Source organism: Shinella sp. GW821-FHT10F02, from assembly GCF_058809275.1.
The window spans coordinates 439,990-458,538 of record NZ_JBXASL010000002.1; the positions used below are offsets into that span (position 1 = coordinate 439,990).

The following is an 18,549-nucleotide window of genomic DNA, read 5'->3' on the forward strand; positions in this document are numbered from 1 at the left end:
GCGTCAGGCGCCGACGCTCGAACGGGCATGCGCCGCGATCTCGTCGCGGTTGACGACGAGCGCCGGATCGAGCGTGCCCTTGAAGAAATCGAGGATGTTGGTCGCCGCCGAGATCGCCATGCGCCGCCCGCAGGCTTCGGTCAGCCCGGCATTGTGCGGCGAAAGCACCACGCGCTCGCAGGCGAGCATCGGGTCGTCGCGCGCCGGCGGCTCGGAATCGAGCACGTCGAGACCGGCCGCGGACAGGCGCCCCTCGTTGAGCGCGGCGAGCAGCGCTGCCTCGTCGATCAGCCCGCCACGCGCCGTGTTGACCAGGATGGCGGAGCGTTTCATCACCGCCAGTTCCGCCGCCCCGATCAGCGGCTCGGCGCCGGATTTCGGCACATGCAGCGACACCACGTCGGCCTGCCGGAGGCCATCGCGCAGGTCGGCGACCGGCGTAACGCCCGCCGCCGCGATCTCGGCAGCGTCCTGGAATTTGTCATAGGCCAGCACCGCCATGCCGAGCACCATCGCGATCTGCGCCAGTCTCCGGCCGATGCGCCCGAAACCGACGACCAGCAGGGTCCGCCCGTCGAGTTCGTCGGCATCGAGGGTGTTGCGGTAGTTCCAGTCGCCCGCACGCATCTTCTGGTCGAAGAGCACGGTGCGCCGGGCGGCGGAAAGCATGAGCATCGCGGCATGTTCGGCCACCGCGCGCGAATTCACGTCACCCACGACGGCGAGCGGTATGCCGCGGCCGTTCAGCGCCTCGACATCCACGGAATCGTAACCGACGCCGTGGCGCGAGACGATCTTGAGCTGCGGCGCGCCGGCGATGAACTCCGCCGGCAGCGGCTGGGTGCGGATGAGCAGCGCATCGGCGGTGGCGAGGAACGGCTGGTAGCTCGCCGCGGAAACCTCCTCGACATAATCGACCGTCACGCCCGGCGCGGAGCGCAGGACCGCAAGCCCATCCGCATGGATCTTGCCGGCCACCAGGATCCTCGGCATTCAATAGCCTCCCGTATCGATCTTGTTTTCGGGAGCGACCTCCTGCACGAGCTCGCGGAATTTTCGCACGCTCGCATCGGCGGCGGCGGCGAGCAGGCGGACGTCGTTGGAGACGGTGACGAAATCGAAGCCCCAGCCGACGGCCTCGGCCGCATATTCGGGCGTGCCGTTGTGGAGGGCCGCACGCTTGCCGGCCTTGTGCGCCGCATGGAGGATCCGCTTGATCGCCTCGATCATCTCCGGCTCGCGGCGGTCGAAGCCGGGTGCATAGCGCTTGCCCTGGAGGCCGAGCGTCAGGTCCGCGGGGCCGATATAGACGCCGTCGAGGCCGGGGGTGGCGAGAATGTCTTCGAGGTTCTCATAGGCCTGCGCGGTCTCGATCATGGCGAGGCAGATGATCTCGTCGTCAGCCTCCGCGGCATAACCCGGACCGGCGGAGAAGAGCGCCCGGCTCGGCCCGAAGCTGCGCACGCCCGCGGGCGGATAGCGCACGTAGGAGACCAGCCGTTCAGCCTCGGCGCGCGTGTTGATCATCGGGCAGATGACGCCATAGGCGCCGGCATCGAGCGCCTTCATGATATCGGCGGGATCGAGCCAGGGCACGCGGACCAGCGGCGTCACGCCGCTTGCCCGCATCGCCTGCAACATCGGCACCGTGCCGTCATAACCGACGATACCGTGCTGCATGTCGATGGTGAGCGAATCGTAGCCCTGACCGGCCATGATTTCGGCGCTGAAGGAATTGCCGATGGAGAGCCAGCCGTTGATGACGGGCTTGCCCTCCGCCCAGCGCTGCTTGACACCGTTCCTGATCATGGCTCTCTCCTCAAACCGTCATCTGCGCGAGTTTGACATTGGAATAATCCAGAATGCCTTCGGTGCCACCCTCGCGGCCCATGCCGCTCGCCTTGATGCCGCCGAAAGGCGCCTCGGCGGCCGCGAGCGCGAAGCTGTTGACGCCCACCATGCCCGCCTCCAGCCGCGCCGCCGCCTCGCGGGCGCGTCCGGCATCGCGGGTGAAGACATAGGCGGAAAGGCCCATCTCGGAGGCGTTCGCCCGCTCGAAGACCTCGTCCGCCGTTGAGAAAGGCGTGATGGCGGCGATGGGGCCGAAATTCTCCTCGGCGATCGCCTTGGCGTCATCCGGCAGGCCGGTGATGACGGTCGGCTCGAAGAAGAAGCCGGCATTCATATCGGTCGGGCGGCGGCCTCCCGCAAGGATCTTGCCGCCGCGGTCGCTGGCGTCAGCGATGATCTCTTCGATCGCCAGCCTGCGGCGCTCGTTGATCAGAGATCCCATCTGCGTCGCCTCGTCGAGGCCATGGCCGAGCTTCAACGCCTTTGCCCGCGCCGCGAAACCGTCTGCAAAGCGCTCATGCAGCGACTCGTGCACGTAGAACCGATCCGGCGTTACGCAGACCTGGCCGGCATTGGCGTATTTCGTCGGCACCGCGAGGTCGAGCGCCCGGTCGAGATCGGCATCGTCGAAAACGATCATCGGCGCATTGCCGCCGAGCTCCATGCTGACGCGCTTCACCGTCTCGGCGCTGTCGCGGATCATCTGCTGGCCGACGCGGGTCGATCCCGTCAGCGAAACCTTGCGCACGAGGGGTGAGGCCATGATGGGCTTGTAGGTGTTGCCGGTCGGGCCGATCAGGAGATTGGCGACACCTGCGGGAGGGCCGGCCTCGTGCAGGCAGTCGAACAGGATCATCGCCACGCCCGGCACCTCGACCGAAGGCCGGACGATGACGGCACAGCCGGCCGCAAGCGCGGGCGCGACCTTGCGGGCGATCAGCGCCGCCGGGAAATTCCACGCCGTGAAGGCCGCGACGACGCCGACCGGCTCGTGCGACACCTCCAGCCGGCCGCCCGGCGCACGACTTTCGACGATGCGACCATAGATGCGGCGGGCTTCCTCGGCGTACCAGCGGAACTGGTCGACGGCGAGGCCCCATTCGCGGCCGGCCTGCGCCAGCGGTTTGCCGGTTTCCAGCGTGATCTGGCGAGCCGCTTCCGCAGCACGCGCGGCCATGACGTCGGCGACCTTGTGCAGTGCATCCGCACGCGCCCAGGCGGGCGTCGCCTTCCAGCTGCGGAAGGCGCGTTCGGCAACGGCGATCGCCCGTTCCGTATCCTCGACGGCGGCGGCGGGCACCACGCCGAGAACCTCGCCATTGCCGGGATCGGTGATCTCCGTCGAGGCCCCGCGCGCCGGCCCCGACCAGGCGCCGTCAATGAACAAACCGTAGGAACCGTACATGTCACCTCCTCCATGCCGGCGGTGCAAAAGGCCGCATCCGCAAGCAGCATTTCCATTCACAAAAGAAGCAATCTTTATTGCAAGTCAAGATTTATCCGCAACTTTTGGTGCGACTACGCATTCCCATCCACCGTCAGCTAGGCCTTTCAGGCAGCGTCAGCCGCGTGCGCTCGCGCGTCGTCATCGCGATGACAATCTGGTCCGCAAGGCAGGTGGCGACGAGCCCGTCCCAGGCCGTCGAGCCATCCGCCGCCGGCGTGCCGCTGCGGATACCGTCGATCCAGGCCTGATTCTGAAGGCGATAGGCATCGCGGAAGCGGGGCACCCAGTTTGCCGGGAAGGACCCCTCCTCCGCGCCGTTGCGCCGTGTGCGGGTGAGCGCGGGATGCGCCATGCCGATCGTGCCGCCCGCGCAGACCGCTTCCGCGTGGACGTGGTAGCCGTAGTCGGCATTCATGAAGAGTTCCACGGAAACGAGGCTGCCCGCCGCCGTTTCGAAGATGAACATGGCGGGGTCGTTGCTCTCTTGCGACGGACAGGGAATGACGGTGACCGCGGTGTATTCCGTCGAGAGCAGCCAGCGGCAGACGTCGATCTCGTGCACCAGAGAATTGGTGACGGCCATCGCGCCGGTGAACCACGAAGGTGCTTCCGCATTGCGATGCTGGCAATGCAGGATGCGCACGGCACCGAGCGTGTTGTCGTCGATCGCCGCCTTCATTTCGCGATAGGCGGGATCGAAGCGGCGCATGAAGCCGGTCTGGACCAGCCGCCGGCCGGATCGCGCCTCGGCGGCGACGATTTCCAGGCATTCGGCGGTGCTGGTAGCCAGCGGCTTCTCGCAAAGGACAGGCTTGCCCGCCGCGATCGCCGCCAGCACGAGCCGGTGATGCGTCGCATCCGGCGAGGCGATGAGCACGGCTTCGACGGCGGGATCGGCGATCAGCGCCTCGGCATCCGTCGTCGCCCTCGCCCCGCGCGCGGCCGCCTCGGCACGCGCCGGATCGGCATCCGCCACCGCAACCAGGTGCGCGCCCGAAATATCGCTGGCGAGGATGCGCGCATGCTCGGCCCCCATCACGCCCGCCCCGATGACGCCAATTCCGATGCTTTTCATGGCTCCTCCTCCCATCCGCGTCAAACCGCAAGCCAGGCGCCGGTGCGCGACGATGTCTGGATCGTCTCCACCAGAGTCTGGATGCGCAGGCCGGCACGGAAATTGAACGGCTCGGGCCTGAGGCCGGCGATCGCGTCGAGATAACCGGCGACCTCGATCGCCTTCAGGTCGTTGAAGCCGAGCTGGTGGCCGGGCGCGACGCAGAAGCGGCCGTAGGGCACATGGTCCGGACCCGCCTCGATGCGGCGGAAACCCTGGCGGCCCTTGGCATCGCCCGTCGAATAGAAGTGGAGTTCGTTGAAGCGCTCCTGCGAGAAGGCGAGCGCGCCCTTGGTGCCGTATACCTCGAAATCATGCTGCATCTTGCGGCCGGTCGCGACCCAATTACCCTCGATCGAGCCCGTCGCGCCGTTTTCGAAGCGCAGGAAGGCGCGGCCGATATCGTCCGTCTCGACGGCCCGCACGCCGCCCTTGCCATCGGGGCGGCTCGCGATCACCGTCACGCAATCGCCCATGACCCTGGTGATCGGGCCGACGAGGAACTCGGCCGTCGCCAGCGCATGGCTGCCGAGATCCGCCAGCGCCCCGCCGCCGGCCGGATCGTGCCGGAAGGTGAAGGGGGCGGCCGCATCGGCCATGTAGTCCTCCGCATGGAGGCCGCGATAGCCGCGGATGTCGCCCAGTTCCCCGCCGGCGATCATCTCCCTCGCGAGGCTGAGCATCGGGTTGCAGAGATAGTTGAAGCCGACCTGTGTCCTGACGCCGGCCTTTTCCGCGGCCTCGGCCATCTCGCGCGCATCGCTTGCAAGCGGGGCGAGCGGCTTTTCGCAATAGACGTGTTTGCCGGCGGCGATTGCTGCGAGCGCCATTTCCTTGTGCAGGGCGTTGGGCGCGGTGATGTCGATCACGTCGATCTCCGGATCCGCCACCAGGCTGCGCCAGTCATCCGTGGCCCGTGCGAAACCGAAGGCGGCGCGTGCGGCTTCCGCTTGCGCCAGGGTCACGTCGGCAATCGTTGCCAGCTCCACGTCATAGGGCAGATCGAAGACCCGCTCGGCGGCGGCAAAGCCGAAGACGTGCGTCTTGCCCATGAAACCCGACCCGATAAGGCCAAGACGGAGCTTCTTTTTCATTCTCTGTGTTTCCTCGGATGATGCGCAGTTTGTTGAATGCAATTATCGTTGCAAAAATATGAAAGTGTCAATATTTGTTTTAAAAGACACCTTCCCTTGAACCTGGAGCCCGACCATGAAAGCCAAACTCGGCATTGCGCCCATCGCCTGGTGGAACGACGACCTGCCGGAAATCAGCAGCGATATCTCGCTGGAAGGATGCCTTGCCGAAGCGCGCGAAGCGGGTTTTACCGGCATGGAGACCGGCCGCCGTTTCCCGATGGACGCGGCAACGCTGCGTCCGATCCTCGACCAGCACGGCATGAGCGTGTGCGGCGGCTGGTTCTCCGGACTGCTGCTCGATGGCGACATCGAGGCCGAGAAGGACCGCATCGCAGCGCAAATGGCCCTGTTCAAGGCCGTCGGCGCGCCGTGCATCGTCTATGGCGAGACGGCGGGCACCATCCAGGGCGACCGCACGGCGCCGCTTGCCACGAAGCGCAAGCTCTCCGAAGACGAGATCAAGGCCTATGGCCGCAAGATGACGGCCTTCGGCGAATGGTGCGCCGAGCAGGGCATGCCGATCTCCTACCACCATCACATGGCCGCCCCGATCGAGACTGAGGAGGAGCTCGACCTGCTGATGAAGCATTCCGGCGAGGGCCTGCCCCTGCTCTTCGACGCCGGCCACATGGCCTTCGCCGGCGGCGACGTGCTGCGCGTCATCGACAGGCACCACACGCGCATCAGCCATGTGCACACCAAGGACGTGCGCCTGCCGGTGATCGACGCGCTCGACCGCACGCGGGAGAGCTTCCTCGACGCCGTCATAAAGGGCGCCTTCACGGTCCCCGGCGACGGCAGCCTCGATTTCGAGGCCATCGTCAAGCGCCTCGCCTCCTACGGCTACGAGGGCTGGTTCGTCGTCGAGGCGGAGCAGGACCCCACCTACAATCCGCCGCTCGACATGGCGAAGATCGGCCATAAGGAACTCCTCCGCGTGATGGCTGCCGCCGGTTACGAGGTTGTCTGCTGAGCGCGAGAACCTCCGGACTCCGCCCTTTCCTCCGTCATGGCCGGGCTTGACCCGACCATCCATGCCGCGGGTGCTGCGTGGATCCTCGGGTCAAGCCCGAGGATGACGTTGGAGTGTAGGAAGGCTCGCAATCCCAAAAACCAGACCCTCACATGCGATGCGAAGCACGCCGGATGGTCTGTCCGGCACGCCTTTCTCAGATCGTCCCGCCGAGCGAGGATTCCAGCAGCGCCAGCTCCTGCCCACCGGCCATCATGTCCTGAAGCGCCGCCGCGTCCACCGTGCCGCGCTCGGCGGTCCCCAGCGTCTGGCCGCGGTTCAGCACGGTGAAGCGGTCGCCGACGGCGAGCGCGTGGCGGACGTTGTGGGTGATGAAGACGACGCCGATGCCCTGCTTGCGCACGCGGTCGATGGTGCTCAGCACGTTCGCCGTCTGGCGCACGCCGAGTGCCGAGGTCGGTTCGTCGAGGATCAGCACCTTGGCGCCGAAATAGACCGCACGCGCAATCGCCACCGTCTGGCGCTCGCCGCCGGACAGCGTGCCCACCGCCTGGTCGGGACCCCGCAGGCTGATGCCCATCTTGCGCATTTCCTTGACGGTAATGTCGTCGGCCTTGGCCGTGTCGAAGGTCCTGAAGGGCCAGACGCCGCGCTCCGGCTCGCGCCCCATCCAGAAATTGCGGCTAACGCTCATCAGCGGGATCATCGCGAGGTCCTGGTAGACCGTCGCGATGCCGGCCGTCATGGCGTCGCGCGGGCTCTGGAACAGCGTTGGCGTGCCTTCCACCAGCACCTCGCCGCCGCTCGGCTTGTAGACGCCGGACATGATCTTGATGAAGGTCGATTTTCCCGCACCGTTGTCGCCGAGCAGGCAATGGCATTCGCCGGCGCGGATATCGAAGGAGACGCCGGCCAGCGCGATGACATGGCCGAAGTGCTTGGTGATGTTTCTCATCTCCACGATGGCGGACATCAGCGTTCTCCCGTGATGATGCGGCGGATGTAGGTGTTCATGATCACGGCCGTGAGCAGAATGAGGCCGAGGAACACCCGGAAGAGCGAGCTTTCCGCATTGGCGAAGAACAGACCCTGCTGCACCACGCCGAAGATGATGGCGCCAAGTGCCGCCCCGATGACCGAGCCGTAACCGCCGGTCAGCAGTGCCCCGCCGATGACCACGCAGATGATCGCCTCGAATTCCTTCAGCAGACCACGGTCGGCCGCCGCCGAACCGAATTCCATCACCTGGCAGGTGGCGAAGACGCAGGCGCAGAAGGCGGAGAACATGAACATCAGGATTTTGACGCGATTGACCGGTACGCCGACGTAACGCGCGGCGAGCGCGTCACCGCCCGCGGCGAAGATCCAGTTGCCGAACTTGGTTCGGGTCAGCAGCCAATGGCCGAAGATCACCAGAACGATCGCCCAGACGACCAGCATCGGGATGCCGTCGATGACGGGCTGGCCGGCGCGGTTGCCGCGGCTGAAGGTGGCGATCCAGCCCGCCTCACCCATCCAGGTGAAGAGCCAGCCCAATACCTTGCCGCCGAAGATCGGGGCGAGCCAGTCGGTCGCCGCCTTTTCCGCGACGCCGCCGATGATGGTCTGCCGGGTGAAGTAGATCGAGCCCCAGATGGTCAGCCCGCGCAGGATATAGAGGAAGGCGAGCGTCACGATGAAGGATGGCAGGCCGGTGCGGATGACGAGCCAGCCGTTCACGCCGCCAAGCAGGATGCAGAAGACGAAGGTCGCAATGATGGCGAGCCAGAGCGGCACGCCGATATGGACCGAGAGAATGGCGATCATCACCCCGGAAAAGCCGATCATCGAGCCGGTCGAAAGATCGAACTCGCCGGCGATCATCAGGAGACAGGCGCCGACCGCGATCACCATGAACTGGGCCGAAACCACCGTCCAGTTCATCACGCCTTCGGCTGCGAACATGCCGCTATCGCCGGCAATGACGGCAAACAGCAGAAAGACCAGGATGGTGCCGCAGATGCCGCCGAGCTCGGGCCGGATCAGCGCGCGCCGCAGCGGCGAGACGGGTTTGATGCGCTCGTCCTTCAGCGCGTCCGGAATGACGTCCGTCATGAATGCATTCTCCTCCCTCGAAAAAGACTTTTGGCGCGCACGGGCAGGCCGCCCGGCGCGCCAAAAAAACCGTCAGATCAACGGTACTGGCCCGCCAGCGACTCGACGAGCGCGATATTGTCCTTCGTCACGAAGCCGGGGCCGGTGAAGATGGAGTTGGCCGGCGCCACGCCGTAGCGCACATAGCTCGTCAGCACCTGGATCGGGATCGAGCCCTGCAGGAACGGCTGTTGGTCGATCGCGAAGTTGATCGTGCCGTCCTTGATGGCGGCGGAAATCTCGGCCGAGAGGTCGAACGTGCCGAAATAGAGGTCGCCGTCGAGGCCCATTTCCTTGACCGCCCGGATCGACGGTTCGGCCGAGTTGGGGCCAAGCGTCAGGATCGCGCCGGTATCGGGATTGGCGGTCAGATAGGCCTTCACCTTGTTCTGCACTTCCGACGGGTCGATGCCGGAATCGACCATCTGGTTGCCGAGTTCCACGCCGATGCCTTCGGCAAAACCGCGGCACCGCTCCACGGAGGCCGGGTTGGTGATGTAGTGGTTGACGCAGAGGAAGCTCTTGATACCGGCTTCCTTCGCCCGCTTGCCGGCGCCGAGGCCCGCTTCATATTCCGGCTGGCCGACATGCATCAGCGCGCCGAGCTTCTGGCTTTCCTCTACCGTGCCCGAATTGACGGTGACGACCGGAATGCCCTTGGCGATGGCGTCCTTGATAGGCCCTTCGAGCACGTTGAAGTCGGCGATCGTGACGATGATGCCGTCGACGCCGGCAGCGGAACTCTGCTGCACGAGGCGCGCCATGTCGGCAAGGTCGCCCGTCGGCGGGTTGCGATATTCGGTCTCGACGCCCATCTGCTCGTTCGTGACCTTGATGGCGTTCTTGATGACGTTGAACCAGCTGTCGCTATCCGGGCCATGGCTGATCCAGACGAACTTTTCGCCATCCGCATTGGCCACACCGGCAAAGGCCGTCGTGGCGAGCAGCGCGCCGAGGGCGAGCGATTGCAGAATTTTCTTCATGAACGATTTCCTCCCGAAATTGGCTTCCTGTTCCTCCCCGCCCGAAGCCGTTGCGGGTAACTGTCAGGCCGCGCGCTTGGCGCCCTGCGCAGACAAGGCGGCGTCCAGTTTCGCCTGGTCCCAGCCTTCCGCGACGGCCCGGGCGAGCAGCTCCTGCTGGCTTTCCGGGGCAAGACCGCCGAGCGGCGGATCGGTGTCGAGGTTGGTCGGGAACGGGTAGCCATCGGCGGTCGCGGCGATCACCGCGCGCCGGCCTTGCGGCGAAAGCGCCGCCAGATGCGGGTAGACGGCGCGGGCCATGGCGGTGCGGTCGAGGTTTTCCATGTGGCGTGCGAAGGCCGATGCCGTCTGGATGAGGTTGACCATGCGCACGACATCCGCCGTCCGGTTCTCGCCGGCGGCGTGGAACAGCGCGGGGCTGAAGAAGATCGCGTCGCCCTTCTCCAGGGCGAGCTGGACGTAGTTTTCCTCGAAATAATCCCGGAATTCCGGCCGCGTGGCGGCGAGGTATCCCGGCAGGTAGCGCTGCGAATGCGGCAGCAGCTTCGTCGTGCCGCTCTCGACGGGCATGTCGCAATGGGCGACACCGCCTTGCAGGATGAGGGTGGGGCCGGTGGCGTGGATGTGGGTCGGATATTCCGCCATCTGCTCCGGCTTCATGAAGCCGAGATGGTAATCGCGGTGCGGGGCCTGCGCCTTGCCGCCGGGGCGGACCTGGTTGACCTGCGTGGCGATCTGGTAGCCCGGGCCGAGCCAGGCGCGGCAGGCGATGTCGATCACCGGATTGGCCATATAGCGGGCGTAAACGGCCGGATCGCGCAGGCAGAGCTTTTGCAGGCTGTTCCAGATGCGGTCATTGGCGCCGGCCTTGGCGAAGTGGTCGCCTGCAGCCGTGCCGGCCGCGCGCTCGTCGGCGATGATCTGGCGAAACACTTCACTCGCCGCATCGATGGCGCCCGGATCGGTGAAGGCACGCTTCACCACGAAGACGCCCGGCCCCTCGCCGATGATCGACGCCCATTCCGGACCAATTTCGTCATTGACAGAGCCGCCGTCGTAGATCGGAATGTTCTTCTCGATGGCAATCGCCGTCGGGCACATTGCCATGGTGGTCTCGGTCTCCACCTGACGCCGGAATTGCGCAAGGTCGATCACCGTTGCAATATCGTTCATCGAAATCCTCCTACCCGATGCGTGAAACCCGGTTTGATGGCGGCATGCATCCTTCTCGCGGCACCCCTCCTCGGGCACCGCGAGCCGCAAGCGCAGATCAAAAATTGCGGCCATCAACTATCAGCAATATTAATTGTGAAAATTTGCCGGTGTCAATAGATCGTGCAGCCTGCGACGCGATGTTCGTCTTCGCGGTCGAGGAAAGGACGCCGCGCAAGCGCAACAGGCCGGGCATGGCCATGGATTTAACGGCGGAACGGCTTTAATCCTGCCAGAAAGCGGCCCCGTGCCGCCTACGAAACAATGCCAGGCACGGGAGTGCGCACATGCTCGTCGGAATAACGATTCTTCTTGTTTTTCAGCTTGTTGGCGAAGTAACCGCCTATTTCCTCGGCGGCTTCGTGCCCGGTCCCGTCATCGGCATGGCGATGGCCGCCATCGTGCTCACGCTGACAAAAGGCTCGACTTTTCTGCAACCGACCCACGAACGCACCATCGACACGTCCAAGGCGATCCTCGCCAATCTCGGCGTGCTCTTCGTGCCGGCGGGCGTCGGCATCATCCAGCATCTGGATCTCATCCGCGATCGCGGCTTCGCGCTGATGGCGATCGTGCTGCTGTCGACCGTCATCACGCTGACCGTGACCGTTTGGGTCTTCATCCTCGTCAAGCGGCTCTCCGGAGGTTATGCCAATGACTGACGGGCTCTGGGTCTATCTCGCCACCTCGCCCCTGCTGTGGCTTGCCGGAACGCTGGTTGTCTGGCTGGCCGCCACCGGCCTTTCCGGGCTCGCCCCCGGCAATCCGCTCCTGAACCCGATCATGATCTCGATCGCCGCGATCGCCACCGTGCTTTGCGTGACCGGCATCGACTATGCCACCTATTTCGAGGGCGCCCAGTTCATCCACTTCCTGCTGGGGCCGGCGACCGTGGCGCTCGGCATCCCGCTCTTCGAAAAGCTGTCGCTGGTGAAGAGCAATCTCGTGCCCATGCTGAGCGCCCTCGTCGTCGGCAGCTTCACGGCGGTCGGCTCGACGGTGTTCTTCAGCGACCTGTTCGGCTTTTCGCCCGAAGTCGTCGCCTCGATGGCGCCGAAATCCACGACGGCCGCCGTCGCCATGGCGATCTCCTCCGGCTTGCAGGGAGACCCGGCCCTGACGGCGGCCGTCGTCGTTCTCACCGGCATCTGCGGCGCGATCGTTGTCACACCGATGATGAACGCCATGCGCATCAAGGATTTTAGCGCCCGCGGGTTTGCCGTGGGACTTGCCTCGCACGGGATCGGCACGGCGCGCGCCTATTCGGTGGATCCTGTCGCGGGGCTGTTTTCCGGCATCGCCATGGGCCTGAACGCCGTCCTGACGTCCCTGATCGTCCACCTTTTCCTCTGAAAGGCCCTCAGAAACTCGGCGGGCTGATTGCCCAGAGCACGATGGCCTCACGCTCTGCCGGATTGCGGTAGCGGTGCGGTTCGCCGGCGGAATAGGAGAAGCTGTCGCCTTCGCGCAGGTGGAAATGCCGCTCGCCGATCCAGATTTCGAGTTCGCCCGCCATCACGAAGCCCACCGCGTCGCCCGCATGGCTGTAGCTCTCCGCGCTCTCGGTGCCTGGCGGCAGGCGCGTGTAGATCATCTCGACCTGCAAACTCATCTTCGGTGTCAGCAATTCGTCGACGATGCCGTGGTCGTACTGGATCCTCAGGCGATTGCCGCGACGGATGACATAACCGTGTTCGGCCTGCGGCACGGGCGCCGCGCCGCCGAAGAACCATTGCACCGTCACGCCCAGGCTGCGGGCAATGCCGACCAGTGCGGGGATGGACGGATAGGCGAGGTTGCGCTCGATCTGGCTGATATAGCCGGTCGAAAGGCCCGCACTGTCTGCAAGCTGCGCAAGCGTCATCCTGCGCCGCTTGCGCAGGCCGCGGATGCGCTCGCCGAGCACCGGATCCTCGCCGGCTGCGGCATCTACAACGGGTTCCGGAGCGTTTTCGTCTGCCATCATCTCATCCTTCGTGTCCCCGGCAAAGTCGTTCAGAATGCGGGTAATGGCAACAGATTTTGCCAGTAGTAAAAAAATCAGTCGATTTTTTACTGAAGATAAAATAGAAGCTGTCTCGTTTCGCTCGCTCAGGATGGGAGGACTGGATGGCCGGGATCGAACCTTTCAAGCGCTTCGTGCGCCTCTGTCGGAAGACGGGAGGTGTCGCGTGAGCATGACGGCCTCCCCCTTTCCGAACCTTTTCCAGCCCTTGCAGATCCGCGGCGTGCGGCTGAAGAACCGCATCATGTCCACCGGACACGATACGACGCTGCCGACCAATGGCCTCGTCAACGAGGCGCTCATCGCCTATCACGAGGCGCGGGCAGCGGGCGGCGTCGGCCTCATCGTCTCCCAGGTTGCCGGCGTGCACGAGACGGCGCGTTATACCTCGCACATGCTGATGGCGACGGAGGACGATTGCATCGACGGCTATCGACGGCTGGCGGAGACCTGCCATGCCCATGGCACCGCGCTGTTTTCGCAGCTTTTCCATCCCGGGCGGGAGATCATGGAAGGCGGCGACGGGCTGCTGACCGTCGCCTATGCGCCCTCCGTCACGCCCAACGAGCGTTTTCGCGTCATGCCGCGGGCACTCGACCAGGCGATGATCGATGAAATCGTCGCCGGCTATGGTGCGGCGGCACGGCGCATGCACGACGCGGGCCTCGACGGGGTGGAGTTGGTGGCAAGCCACGGCTACCTGCCGGCGCAGTTCCTGAACCCGCGCGTCAACGTGCGCACGGACGCCTATGGTGGACCGCTGGAAAACCGGCTGCGCTTTGCTGCCGAGGCACTGAAGGCGATCCGCGCGGCGACTTCGGAGGATTTTGTCGTCGGCCTGCGCATCAGCGCCGGGGATCGGGATGAAAACGGCCTCACCTCCGACGAGGCGCTGGAAAGCTGTCGCCTGCTCGAACCGCTCGTCGACTATGTCAACGTCACGGCCGGCACCTCGGCCTCGCTTGGCGGCGCCGTGCATATCGTGCCGCCGATGGCCTATCGCAACGCCTATCTCTCAAGCGATGCGGCCCGCTTCCGCCGCGCGCTGAACGTCCCCGTCTTCGTCGCGGGGCGCATCAACCAGCCGCACGAGGCGGAAGCCTTGCTGGCCGAGGGCGCCGCCGATGTCTGCGGCATGACGCGCGCGCTGATCTGCGATCCCGACATGCCGGTGAAAGCCGAGGAAGGCCGCACCGACGACATCCGCGCCTGCATCGCCTGCAACCAGGCCTGCATCGGCCATTTCCATCGCGGCGTGCCGATCTCGTGCATCCAGCACCCGGAAACGGGCCGCGAGTTGAAATTCGGCACGCTCATCCCCGCCGCACGGCCGAAGAAGGTCATGGTGATCGGCGGCGGGCCGGGCGGCATGAAGGCCGCCGCAATCGCTGCCGCGCGGGGCCATCAGGTCACGCTCTACGAGGCGGCCGGCCAGCTCGGCGGGCAGGCGCTGCTCGCCCAGCAATTGCCGCGCCGCGCGGAATTCGGCGGCATCATCACCAACCTTTCGCGTGAGCTCGAACTGGCGCAAGTGCGCGTGGTCAAGGGCGTGCGCGTCGATGCGGCGCTTGTCGAAGCCGAAAAGCCGGATGTGGTCGTGCTCGCGACCGGGGGACGACCCTATCTGCCGGAAATCCCCGCCGACGACAGCGTGCAGGTGGTCGATGCCTGGCAGGTGTTGCGCCGCGAGGTGAAGACCGGCAGCCGCGTCGTCGTCGCCGACTGGCGCTGCGACTGGATCGGCCCCGGCATTGCCGAATTGCTGGTCAATGACGGGTGCAGCGTCGAGCTCGCGGTCAACGGCACCCATCCCGGCGAGCTGCTGCCGCTCTATGTGCGCGACAACATCGCCGCTGAACTGCACAAGAAGGGCATCGGCATCACGCCCTATGCCCGGCTCTACGGCTGCGATGGCGGCACCGTCTACCTGCAACACACCGTCAGCGAGCAGCCGATCGTCTTCGACAATATCGATACGCTCGTGCTCTGTCTCGGGCACGAGCCGGTGGACGCGCTCAAGGCCGAGCTGGCGGGCCTCGTGCCCGAAATCCACCTCATCGGCGACTGTCTTGCCCCGCGCACGGCGGAAGAGGCGGTTTATGACGGGCTGAAGGTCGGCGCGGCGCTGTAGGACACACAAAATAGCCGGCTGGTGATTTTAGCAGTTGCCAAAGTGCCCTTCACTTAATACGCTGTTAAGTGAAGGGTGAGGCCATGGACGACATCGCGGTTGCGACGAAGAATCAGGCTGCTGTGGGCGAGAAGGTGAAGACTTTCCGCACTTCCCGCCGCATGTCGCTTCGCACGCTGGGCGACGCCACGGGAACGACGGCGAGCTTCCTCAGCCAGCTGGAGCGGGGGCTGAGCGGCGTCAACATCAGCACGCTGATGCGCATTGCCGGCGCGCTCGGCATCAGCCTGACCGACCTGTTCGAAGAGACCGCCCCGCCCGTCGGCCGCGTCCTGCGCAAGCACGAGCGCCCCGCTCTGCCGCCGGCCGAGGGCTACAGAAAGATGCTGCTGTCGCGGCGCCCGATCCGCGATATGGAAGTCTATATCGGCGAATTCGACCCCGGCGGCTCGACGGGTGAAAAGCCCTACAGCCATGGGGATTCGCATGAACTTTTCTTCGTGCTGCGGGGCGAGGTGGAACTCACCCTCGGCGACGAACGCCATGTGCTGTCGGCCGGCGACAGCATCGAATATCCGACCTCGGTTCCGCACAAGACCGTCAATATCGGCACGGAAACGGCTGAAGTCCTCTGGATGATCGCGCCGCCCACCAGCGTCGCGGATGACCTCGACAAATACCTGCCACGGCCGGGCTCGTAACCGCGGCAGGAACAACGCACGCGAGCGCTACTGGGAGTAATGACGATGAAGAATTTTGCGAGGGCTTTCGCCCTGACGATGACGTGCGCCCTGGCGTTGCCGGCGTTCGCACAGGACAAGCCGGTCGCCGGCGAAGTGAAGGAAGGCTCGCTCAAGGGCAAGACGCTGACCTTCGTCTCCTACGGCGGCATCTACCAGGACGGCCAGGTCGCCGCCCTTCAGGATTTCGTCACGAAATCCGGCGTGACGCTGCTGAATGACGGCCCGACGGAAATCGCCAAGCTGAAGGCGCAGGTCGATGCCGGCAACGTCACCTGGGACGTGGTCGATACCGCCGACCTGCCGCCCTACGTGCATTGCGGCACGCTGTTCCAGAAGCTCGACCTCTCCAAGCTCGACGTCTCGAAAATCCCGCCCGGCCAGGTCGGCGAGTGCTCGGTTCCGGCGATGAACTACGGCGTCGTGCTGATGTACAAGAACGAGACCTACAAGGACAATCCGCCGAAGAACTGGGTCGATTTCTTCGATACGGAGAAATTCCCGGGCATCCGCGCCATCGACGGCAGCGGCGATCCGACCGGCGGCCTGATCGAACAGGCCTTCAAGGCAACCGGCGGCGACCCGAAGGCGATGACGCCGGACGATATCGAGAAGGGCATCCAGAAGCTGCGCGATCTCGGCCCCGACACGATCTACTGGAAGACCGGTGCTGAATCGCAGCAGCTTGCCGAATCCGGCGAGGCCGACATGGTCATGATGTGGACCGGCCGCGCCATGACCGCGGTGAAGAACGGCGCCGCCTATACGCCCGTCTGGCAGGATTGGCTGGTCGTGATGGACCAGATGACCATTCCGGTCGGCGTCAAGGACACGGACGCCGCCTATGCGCTGCTCAACGCCTATCTCGGCGCAAACGCCCAGGCGATCCTCACCGAAAAGACTTCCTACACGCCGATCAACCTCGACGCCAAGCCGAAGGTCGACGACGTGACCGCCGCCTTCCTCACCTCGACGCCCGAGCGCATCGGCCAAGGCTACCAGCAGAACATCCCGTTCTGGGTGAAGAACTTCGATCTTGCCGCGGAAAAGTGGTCGGCCCTTCTTTCCGGCAACTAAGAGCGTGATCCAATGCAAGTCCGGCGTGATGCCGGACTTGCTTCCCCAGCACGGGAGGTTTCCTTGACAGCGATACCCGACCAAGGCGCGCACACCGGCTCCGAACGACCCACCTTCCTGTCGCGCTTTCAGCTGCGCGGCGCGGTGTGGCTGGCAGCACCTGCCGTGCTGGTGCTGCTCGTGGCGCTCGCCTATCCGCTGGCGATCGTCGTGGTGCGCAGCTTCACCGATCCGGCGCTCGGCATCGACAATTACGTCTGGTTCTTCCAGTCCGCGGTGAACCGGAACGTGCTGCAACGGACCTTCGTCGTCGCCGCCTGGGTGACGCTCGCCTCGCTGATCTGCGCCTATCCTTATGCCTATGCCATGACCATCGTCGGCCGGAACGTGCGGCTGGCGCTCATCCTCTGCGTGCTCGTGCCCTTCTGGCTGAGCGGCGTGGTGCGCACGCTCGCCTGGGTCATCCTGCTGCAGGATTCCGGCGTCATCAATTCTTTCCTGCGCGGCATTGGTCTTCCTCCCGTCAAGCTGATCCGCACCCTGCCCGGCGTCATCATCGGCATGACGCAGGTGCTGCTGCCCTTCATGATCCTGCCGATCTATTCGGTGATGCGGGGCATCGATACGCGCTTGTTGCAGGCCGCCCGCAGCCTCGGTGCGAAACCCTGGCGCGCCTTCGTGCAGATCTACGTGCCGCTGTCGCTGCCCGGCGTCTATGCCGGCGCGATCATCGTCTTCATCCTGTCGCTCGGCTTCTACATCACGCCGGCCCTGCTCGGCGGACCGCGCAGCACCATGCTGTCGTCATTGGTGCAGAACCAGGTGCTGAGCCTGCTCAACTGGGGCCGCGGCGGCGCCATGGGTGTCGTGCTTCTGGTCGCAACCTTCCTGCTGCTCGCCATCGCCGCCCCGCTGATGCGCCAGAAACACACCAGCAATCGCAGGGAGGCCTGACGACGATGCCCTCCTTCCCGCGCGTTTTCCTCGGCCTGTTCTGCCTGCTCGTCGCCGTGCTGCTGCTCGCGCCGACGCTGGTCGTCATCCCGATGTCGTTCAACGGCAACAAGTCGCTGGCCTTCCCGCCGGTCGGCTTCTCCTGGCAATGGTACGCCAACTTCTTCAGCAATCCCGACTGGACGACGAGCTTCACCAATTCGCTGATCATCGCGCTCATCGTCGCCGTCGTCGCAACCGTGGTGGGCACGCTCGCCGCCTTCGGCGTCACCAGGGCCGCGGCGCGCACCGGCGGGCTGCTCAGGGCGCTTCTGATCACGCCAATGGTCGTGCCGGGCGTGGTGCTGGCGATCGGCATCTATGCGGTCTATCTCGATGCACATCTGGTCGGCACGGTCGTCGGCTTCGTGCTGGCGCATACCATGCTCGCCATCCCCTTCGTGCTGATTGCCGTACAAGCGAGCCTCGAAGTCTTCGACCGCCGGCTGGAGACCGCCGCATCGAGCCTCGGGGCCGGGCGGCTCACCGTCTTCCGCACGGTGACGCTGCCGCTGATCCTGCCGGGCATCCTTTCCGGCGCGCTCTTCGCCTTCATCACTTCGTTCGACGAGATCATCGTCGCGCTGTTCATCACGAGCCCGTACCTGAAGACCCTGCCGGTGCAGATCTACACCTCGATCACCCGCGACGCCGACCCGACGGTCGCCGCCGTCGGCACGCTGCTCTTCATCGCGACCTCGCTCATCATCGTTGCCGGCCTGCTCTTCGGCATGCGCCGCGGAAGGACATGACC

The 18,549-nt window shown here is 65.2% G+C and carries 19 protein-coding genes; 9 read left to right on the plus strand and 10 right to left on the minus strand.

Annotated elements, in window-relative coordinates; translation table 11 throughout:
• Window positions 1-3: 3 nt before the first annotated feature.
• The 5 genes from AC1RWL_RS07905 to AC1RWL_RS07925 all read right to left on the minus strand — a co-directional run bounded on the left by AC1RWL_RS07905 (window position 4) and on the right by AC1RWL_RS07925 (window position 5,506).
• Window positions 4-993, minus strand: coding sequence for a hydroxyacid dehydrogenase (locus AC1RWL_RS07905; RefSeq protein ID WP_493094173.1), 990 nt, complete (start codon window positions 991-993; stop codon window positions 4-6).
• Window positions 994-1,809 (minus strand): HpcH/HpaI aldolase family protein, encoded by an 816-nt coding sequence (locus tag AC1RWL_RS07910; protein WP_493094174.1) that lies wholly within the window; start codon window positions 1,807-1,809, stop codon window positions 994-996.
• A 10-nt stretch (window positions 1,810-1,819) separates the two neighbouring features.
• Window positions 1,820-3,256 carry an NAD-dependent succinate-semialdehyde dehydrogenase gene (locus AC1RWL_RS07915; RefSeq protein WP_493094175.1) on the minus strand — a complete coding sequence of 479 codons (1,437 nt, stop codon included), beginning with the start codon at window positions 3,254-3,256 and terminating at the stop codon, window positions 1,820-1,822.
• 133 nt (window positions 3,257-3,389) lie between these two features.
• Window positions 3,390-4,373 carry a Gfo/Idh/MocA family protein gene (locus AC1RWL_RS07920; RefSeq protein WP_493094176.1) on the minus strand — a complete coding sequence of 328 codons (984 nt, stop codon included), beginning with the start codon at window positions 4,371-4,373 and terminating at the stop codon, window positions 3,390-3,392.
• A gap of 20 nt (window positions 4,374-4,393) precedes the next feature.
• Window positions 4,394-5,506: a Gfo/Idh/MocA family protein gene (locus AC1RWL_RS07925; RefSeq protein ID WP_493094177.1), complete on the minus strand. Its 1,113-nt coding sequence runs from the start codon at window positions 5,504-5,506 to the stop codon at window positions 4,394-4,396.
• A gap of 115 nt (window positions 5,507-5,621) precedes the next feature.
• Here AC1RWL_RS07925 and iolE point away from each other — a divergent pair, with 115 nt between their 5' ends.
• Window positions 5,622-6,521: a myo-inosose-2 dehydratase gene (gene iolE, locus AC1RWL_RS07930; RefSeq protein ID WP_493094178.1), complete on the plus strand. Its 900-nt coding sequence runs from the start codon at window positions 5,622-5,624 to the stop codon at window positions 6,519-6,521.
• Between the two features lie 196 nt (window positions 6,522-6,717).
• On the opposite strand, the gene AC1RWL_RS07935 is transcribed toward iolE, so the two are convergent.
• The 4 genes from AC1RWL_RS07935 to AC1RWL_RS07950 all read right to left on the minus strand — a co-directional run bounded on the left by AC1RWL_RS07935 (window position 6,718) and on the right by AC1RWL_RS07950 (window position 10,810).
• A complete protein-coding gene (locus AC1RWL_RS07935; RefSeq protein ID WP_493094179.1) occupies window positions 6,718-7,494 on the minus strand; it encodes an ATP-binding cassette domain-containing protein in 777 nt (258 codons plus the stop codon).
• A complete protein-coding gene (locus AC1RWL_RS07940; RefSeq protein WP_493094180.1) occupies window positions 7,494-8,615 on the minus strand; it encodes an ABC transporter permease in 1,122 nt (373 codons plus the stop codon). The genes AC1RWL_RS07935 and AC1RWL_RS07940 overlap by 1 nt, the downstream gene beginning before the upstream one ends.
• 77 nt (window positions 8,616-8,692) lie before the next feature.
• Window positions 8,693-9,637 (minus strand): sugar ABC transporter substrate-binding protein, encoded by a 945-nt coding sequence (locus AC1RWL_RS07945; RefSeq protein WP_435265818.1) that lies wholly within the window; start codon window positions 9,635-9,637, stop codon window positions 8,693-8,695.
• A 63-nt stretch (window positions 9,638-9,700) separates the two neighbouring features.
• Window positions 9,701-10,810 carry a phytanoyl-CoA dioxygenase family protein gene (locus AC1RWL_RS07950; protein ID WP_493094181.1) on the minus strand — a complete coding sequence of 370 codons (1,110 nt, stop codon included), beginning with the start codon at window positions 10,808-10,810 and terminating at the stop codon, window positions 9,701-9,703.
• A 17-nt stretch (window positions 10,811-10,827) separates the two neighbouring features.
• On the opposite strand from AC1RWL_RS07950, the gene AC1RWL_RS07955 reads away from it, so the two are divergent.
• The 3 genes from AC1RWL_RS07955 to AC1RWL_RS07965 are packed head-to-tail and all read left to right on the plus strand — an operon-like array spanning window position 10,828 to window position 12,202.
• The gene (locus AC1RWL_RS07955; protein WP_493158309.1) at window positions 10,828-11,076 is read left to right on the plus strand and encodes a hypothetical protein; all 249 of its coding nucleotides are present in this window, start codon (window positions 10,828-10,830) and stop codon (window positions 11,074-11,076) included.
• A 60-nt stretch (window positions 11,077-11,136) separates the two neighbouring features.
• Entirely contained in the window at window positions 11,137-11,511 is a 375-nt protein-coding gene (locus AC1RWL_RS07960) for a CidA/LrgA family protein (protein ID WP_493094182.1), read from the plus strand.
• Window positions 11,504-12,202 (plus strand): LrgB family protein, encoded by a 699-nt coding sequence (locus AC1RWL_RS07965; RefSeq protein ID WP_256116334.1) that lies wholly within the window; start codon window positions 11,504-11,506, stop codon window positions 12,200-12,202. Before AC1RWL_RS07960 ends, AC1RWL_RS07965 begins: the two co-directional genes overlap by 8 nt.
• 7 nt (window positions 12,203-12,209) lie before the next feature.
• On the opposite strand, the gene AC1RWL_RS07970 is transcribed toward AC1RWL_RS07965, so the two are convergent.
• Window positions 12,210-12,812: a helix-turn-helix domain-containing protein gene (locus AC1RWL_RS07970; RefSeq protein ID WP_493094183.1), complete on the minus strand. Its 603-nt coding sequence runs from the start codon at window positions 12,810-12,812 to the stop codon at window positions 12,210-12,212.
• Window positions 12,813-13,026: 214 nt separating this feature from the next.
• Between AC1RWL_RS07970 and AC1RWL_RS07975 the strand changes: the two genes are divergently transcribed.
• The 5 genes from AC1RWL_RS07975 (at window position 13,027) to AC1RWL_RS07995 (ending at window position 18,547) form a co-directional block, all read left to right on the plus strand.
• A complete protein-coding gene (locus AC1RWL_RS07975) occupies window positions 13,027-14,985 on the plus strand; it encodes an oxidoreductase (RefSeq protein WP_493094468.1) in 1,959 nt (652 codons plus the stop codon).
• Between the two features lie 83 nt (window positions 14,986-15,068).
• Window positions 15,069-15,686 (plus strand): helix-turn-helix domain-containing protein, encoded by a 618-nt coding sequence (locus AC1RWL_RS07980; RefSeq protein ID WP_493094184.1) that lies wholly within the window; start codon window positions 15,069-15,071, stop codon window positions 15,684-15,686.
• Window positions 15,687-15,725: 39 nt separating this feature from the next.
• The gene (locus tag AC1RWL_RS07985; RefSeq protein WP_493094185.1) at window positions 15,726-16,802 is read left to right on the plus strand and encodes an extracellular solute-binding protein; all 1,077 of its coding nucleotides are present in this window, start codon (window positions 15,726-15,728) and stop codon (window positions 16,800-16,802) included.
• Window positions 16,803-16,934: 132 nt separating this feature from the next.
• Complete coding sequence (locus tag AC1RWL_RS07990; RefSeq protein ID WP_493094469.1) at window positions 16,935-17,756, plus strand: ABC transporter permease; 822 nt, start codon at window positions 16,935-16,937, stop codon at window positions 17,754-17,756.
• A gap of 5 nt (window positions 17,757-17,761) precedes the next feature.
• On the plus strand, window positions 17,762-18,547 hold the full coding sequence (locus AC1RWL_RS07995; RefSeq protein WP_256116327.1) for an ABC transporter permease: 786 nt from the start codon (window positions 17,762-17,764) through the stop codon (window positions 18,545-18,547).
• Window positions 18,548-18,549 lie beyond the last annotated feature (2 nt).

What these genes read in the sequence shown, in the direction of transcription:
- AC1RWL_RS07915 (WP_493094175.1), bottom strand. Translation starts at nt 3,256, where the DNA reads ATGTACGGTTCCTACGGTTTGTTCATTGACGGCGCCTGGTCGGGGCCG.
- AC1RWL_RS07950 (WP_493094181.1), bottom strand. Translation starts at nt 10,810, where the DNA reads ATGAACGATATTGCAACGGTGATCGACCTTGCGCAATTCCGGCGTCAG.
- AC1RWL_RS07945 (WP_435265818.1), bottom strand. Translation starts at nt 9,637, where the DNA reads ATGAAGAAAATTCTGCAATCGCTCGCCCTCGGCGCGCTGCTCGCCACG.
- AC1RWL_RS07965 (WP_256116334.1), top strand. Translation starts at nt 11,504, where the DNA reads ATGACTGACGGGCTCTGGGTCTATCTCGCCACCTCGCCCCTGCTGTGG.
- AC1RWL_RS07970 (WP_493094183.1), bottom strand. Translation starts at nt 12,812, where the DNA reads ATGGCAGACGAAAACGCTCCGGAACCCGTTGTAGATGCCGCAGCCGGC.
- AC1RWL_RS07955 (WP_493158309.1), top strand. Translation starts at nt 10,828, where the DNA reads ATGCGTGAAACCCGGTTTGATGGCGGCATGCATCCTTCTCGCGGCACC.
- AC1RWL_RS07905 (WP_493094173.1), bottom strand. Translation starts at nt 993, where the DNA reads ATGCCGAGGATCCTGGTGGCCGGCAAGATCCATGCGGATGGGCTTGCG.
- AC1RWL_RS07960 (WP_493094182.1), top strand. Translation starts at nt 11,137, where the DNA reads ATGCTCGTCGGAATAACGATTCTTCTTGTTTTTCAGCTTGTTGGCGAA.
- iolE (WP_493094178.1), top strand. Translation starts at nt 5,622, where the DNA reads ATGAAAGCCAAACTCGGCATTGCGCCCATCGCCTGGTGGAACGACGAC.
- AC1RWL_RS07940 (WP_493094180.1), bottom strand. Translation starts at nt 8,615, where the DNA reads ATGACGGACGTCATTCCGGACGCGCTGAAGGACGAGCGCATCAAACCC.
- AC1RWL_RS07980 (WP_493094184.1), top strand. Translation starts at nt 15,069, where the DNA reads ATGGACGACATCGCGGTTGCGACGAAGAATCAGGCTGCTGTGGGCGAG.
- AC1RWL_RS07985 (WP_493094185.1), top strand. Translation starts at nt 15,726, where the DNA reads ATGACGATGAAGAATTTTGCGAGGGCTTTCGCCCTGACGATGACGTGC.
- AC1RWL_RS07995 (WP_256116327.1), top strand. Translation starts at nt 17,762, where the DNA reads ATGCCCTCCTTCCCGCGCGTTTTCCTCGGCCTGTTCTGCCTGCTCGTC.
- AC1RWL_RS07925 (WP_493094177.1), bottom strand. Translation starts at nt 5,506, where the DNA reads ATGAAAAAGAAGCTCCGTCTTGGCCTTATCGGGTCGGGTTTCATGGGC.
- AC1RWL_RS07920 (WP_493094176.1), bottom strand. Translation starts at nt 4,373, where the DNA reads ATGAAAAGCATCGGAATTGGCGTCATCGGGGCGGGCGTGATGGGGGCC.
- AC1RWL_RS07935 (WP_493094179.1), bottom strand. Translation starts at nt 7,494, where the DNA reads ATGTCCGCCATCGTGGAGATGAGAAACATCACCAAGCACTTCGGCCAT.
- AC1RWL_RS07910 (WP_493094174.1), bottom strand. Translation starts at nt 1,809, where the DNA reads ATGATCAGGAACGGTGTCAAGCAGCGCTGGGCGGAGGGCAAGCCCGTC.
- AC1RWL_RS07975 (WP_493094468.1), top strand. Translation starts at nt 13,027, where the DNA reads ATGACGGCCTCCCCCTTTCCGAACCTTTTCCAGCCCTTGCAGATCCGC.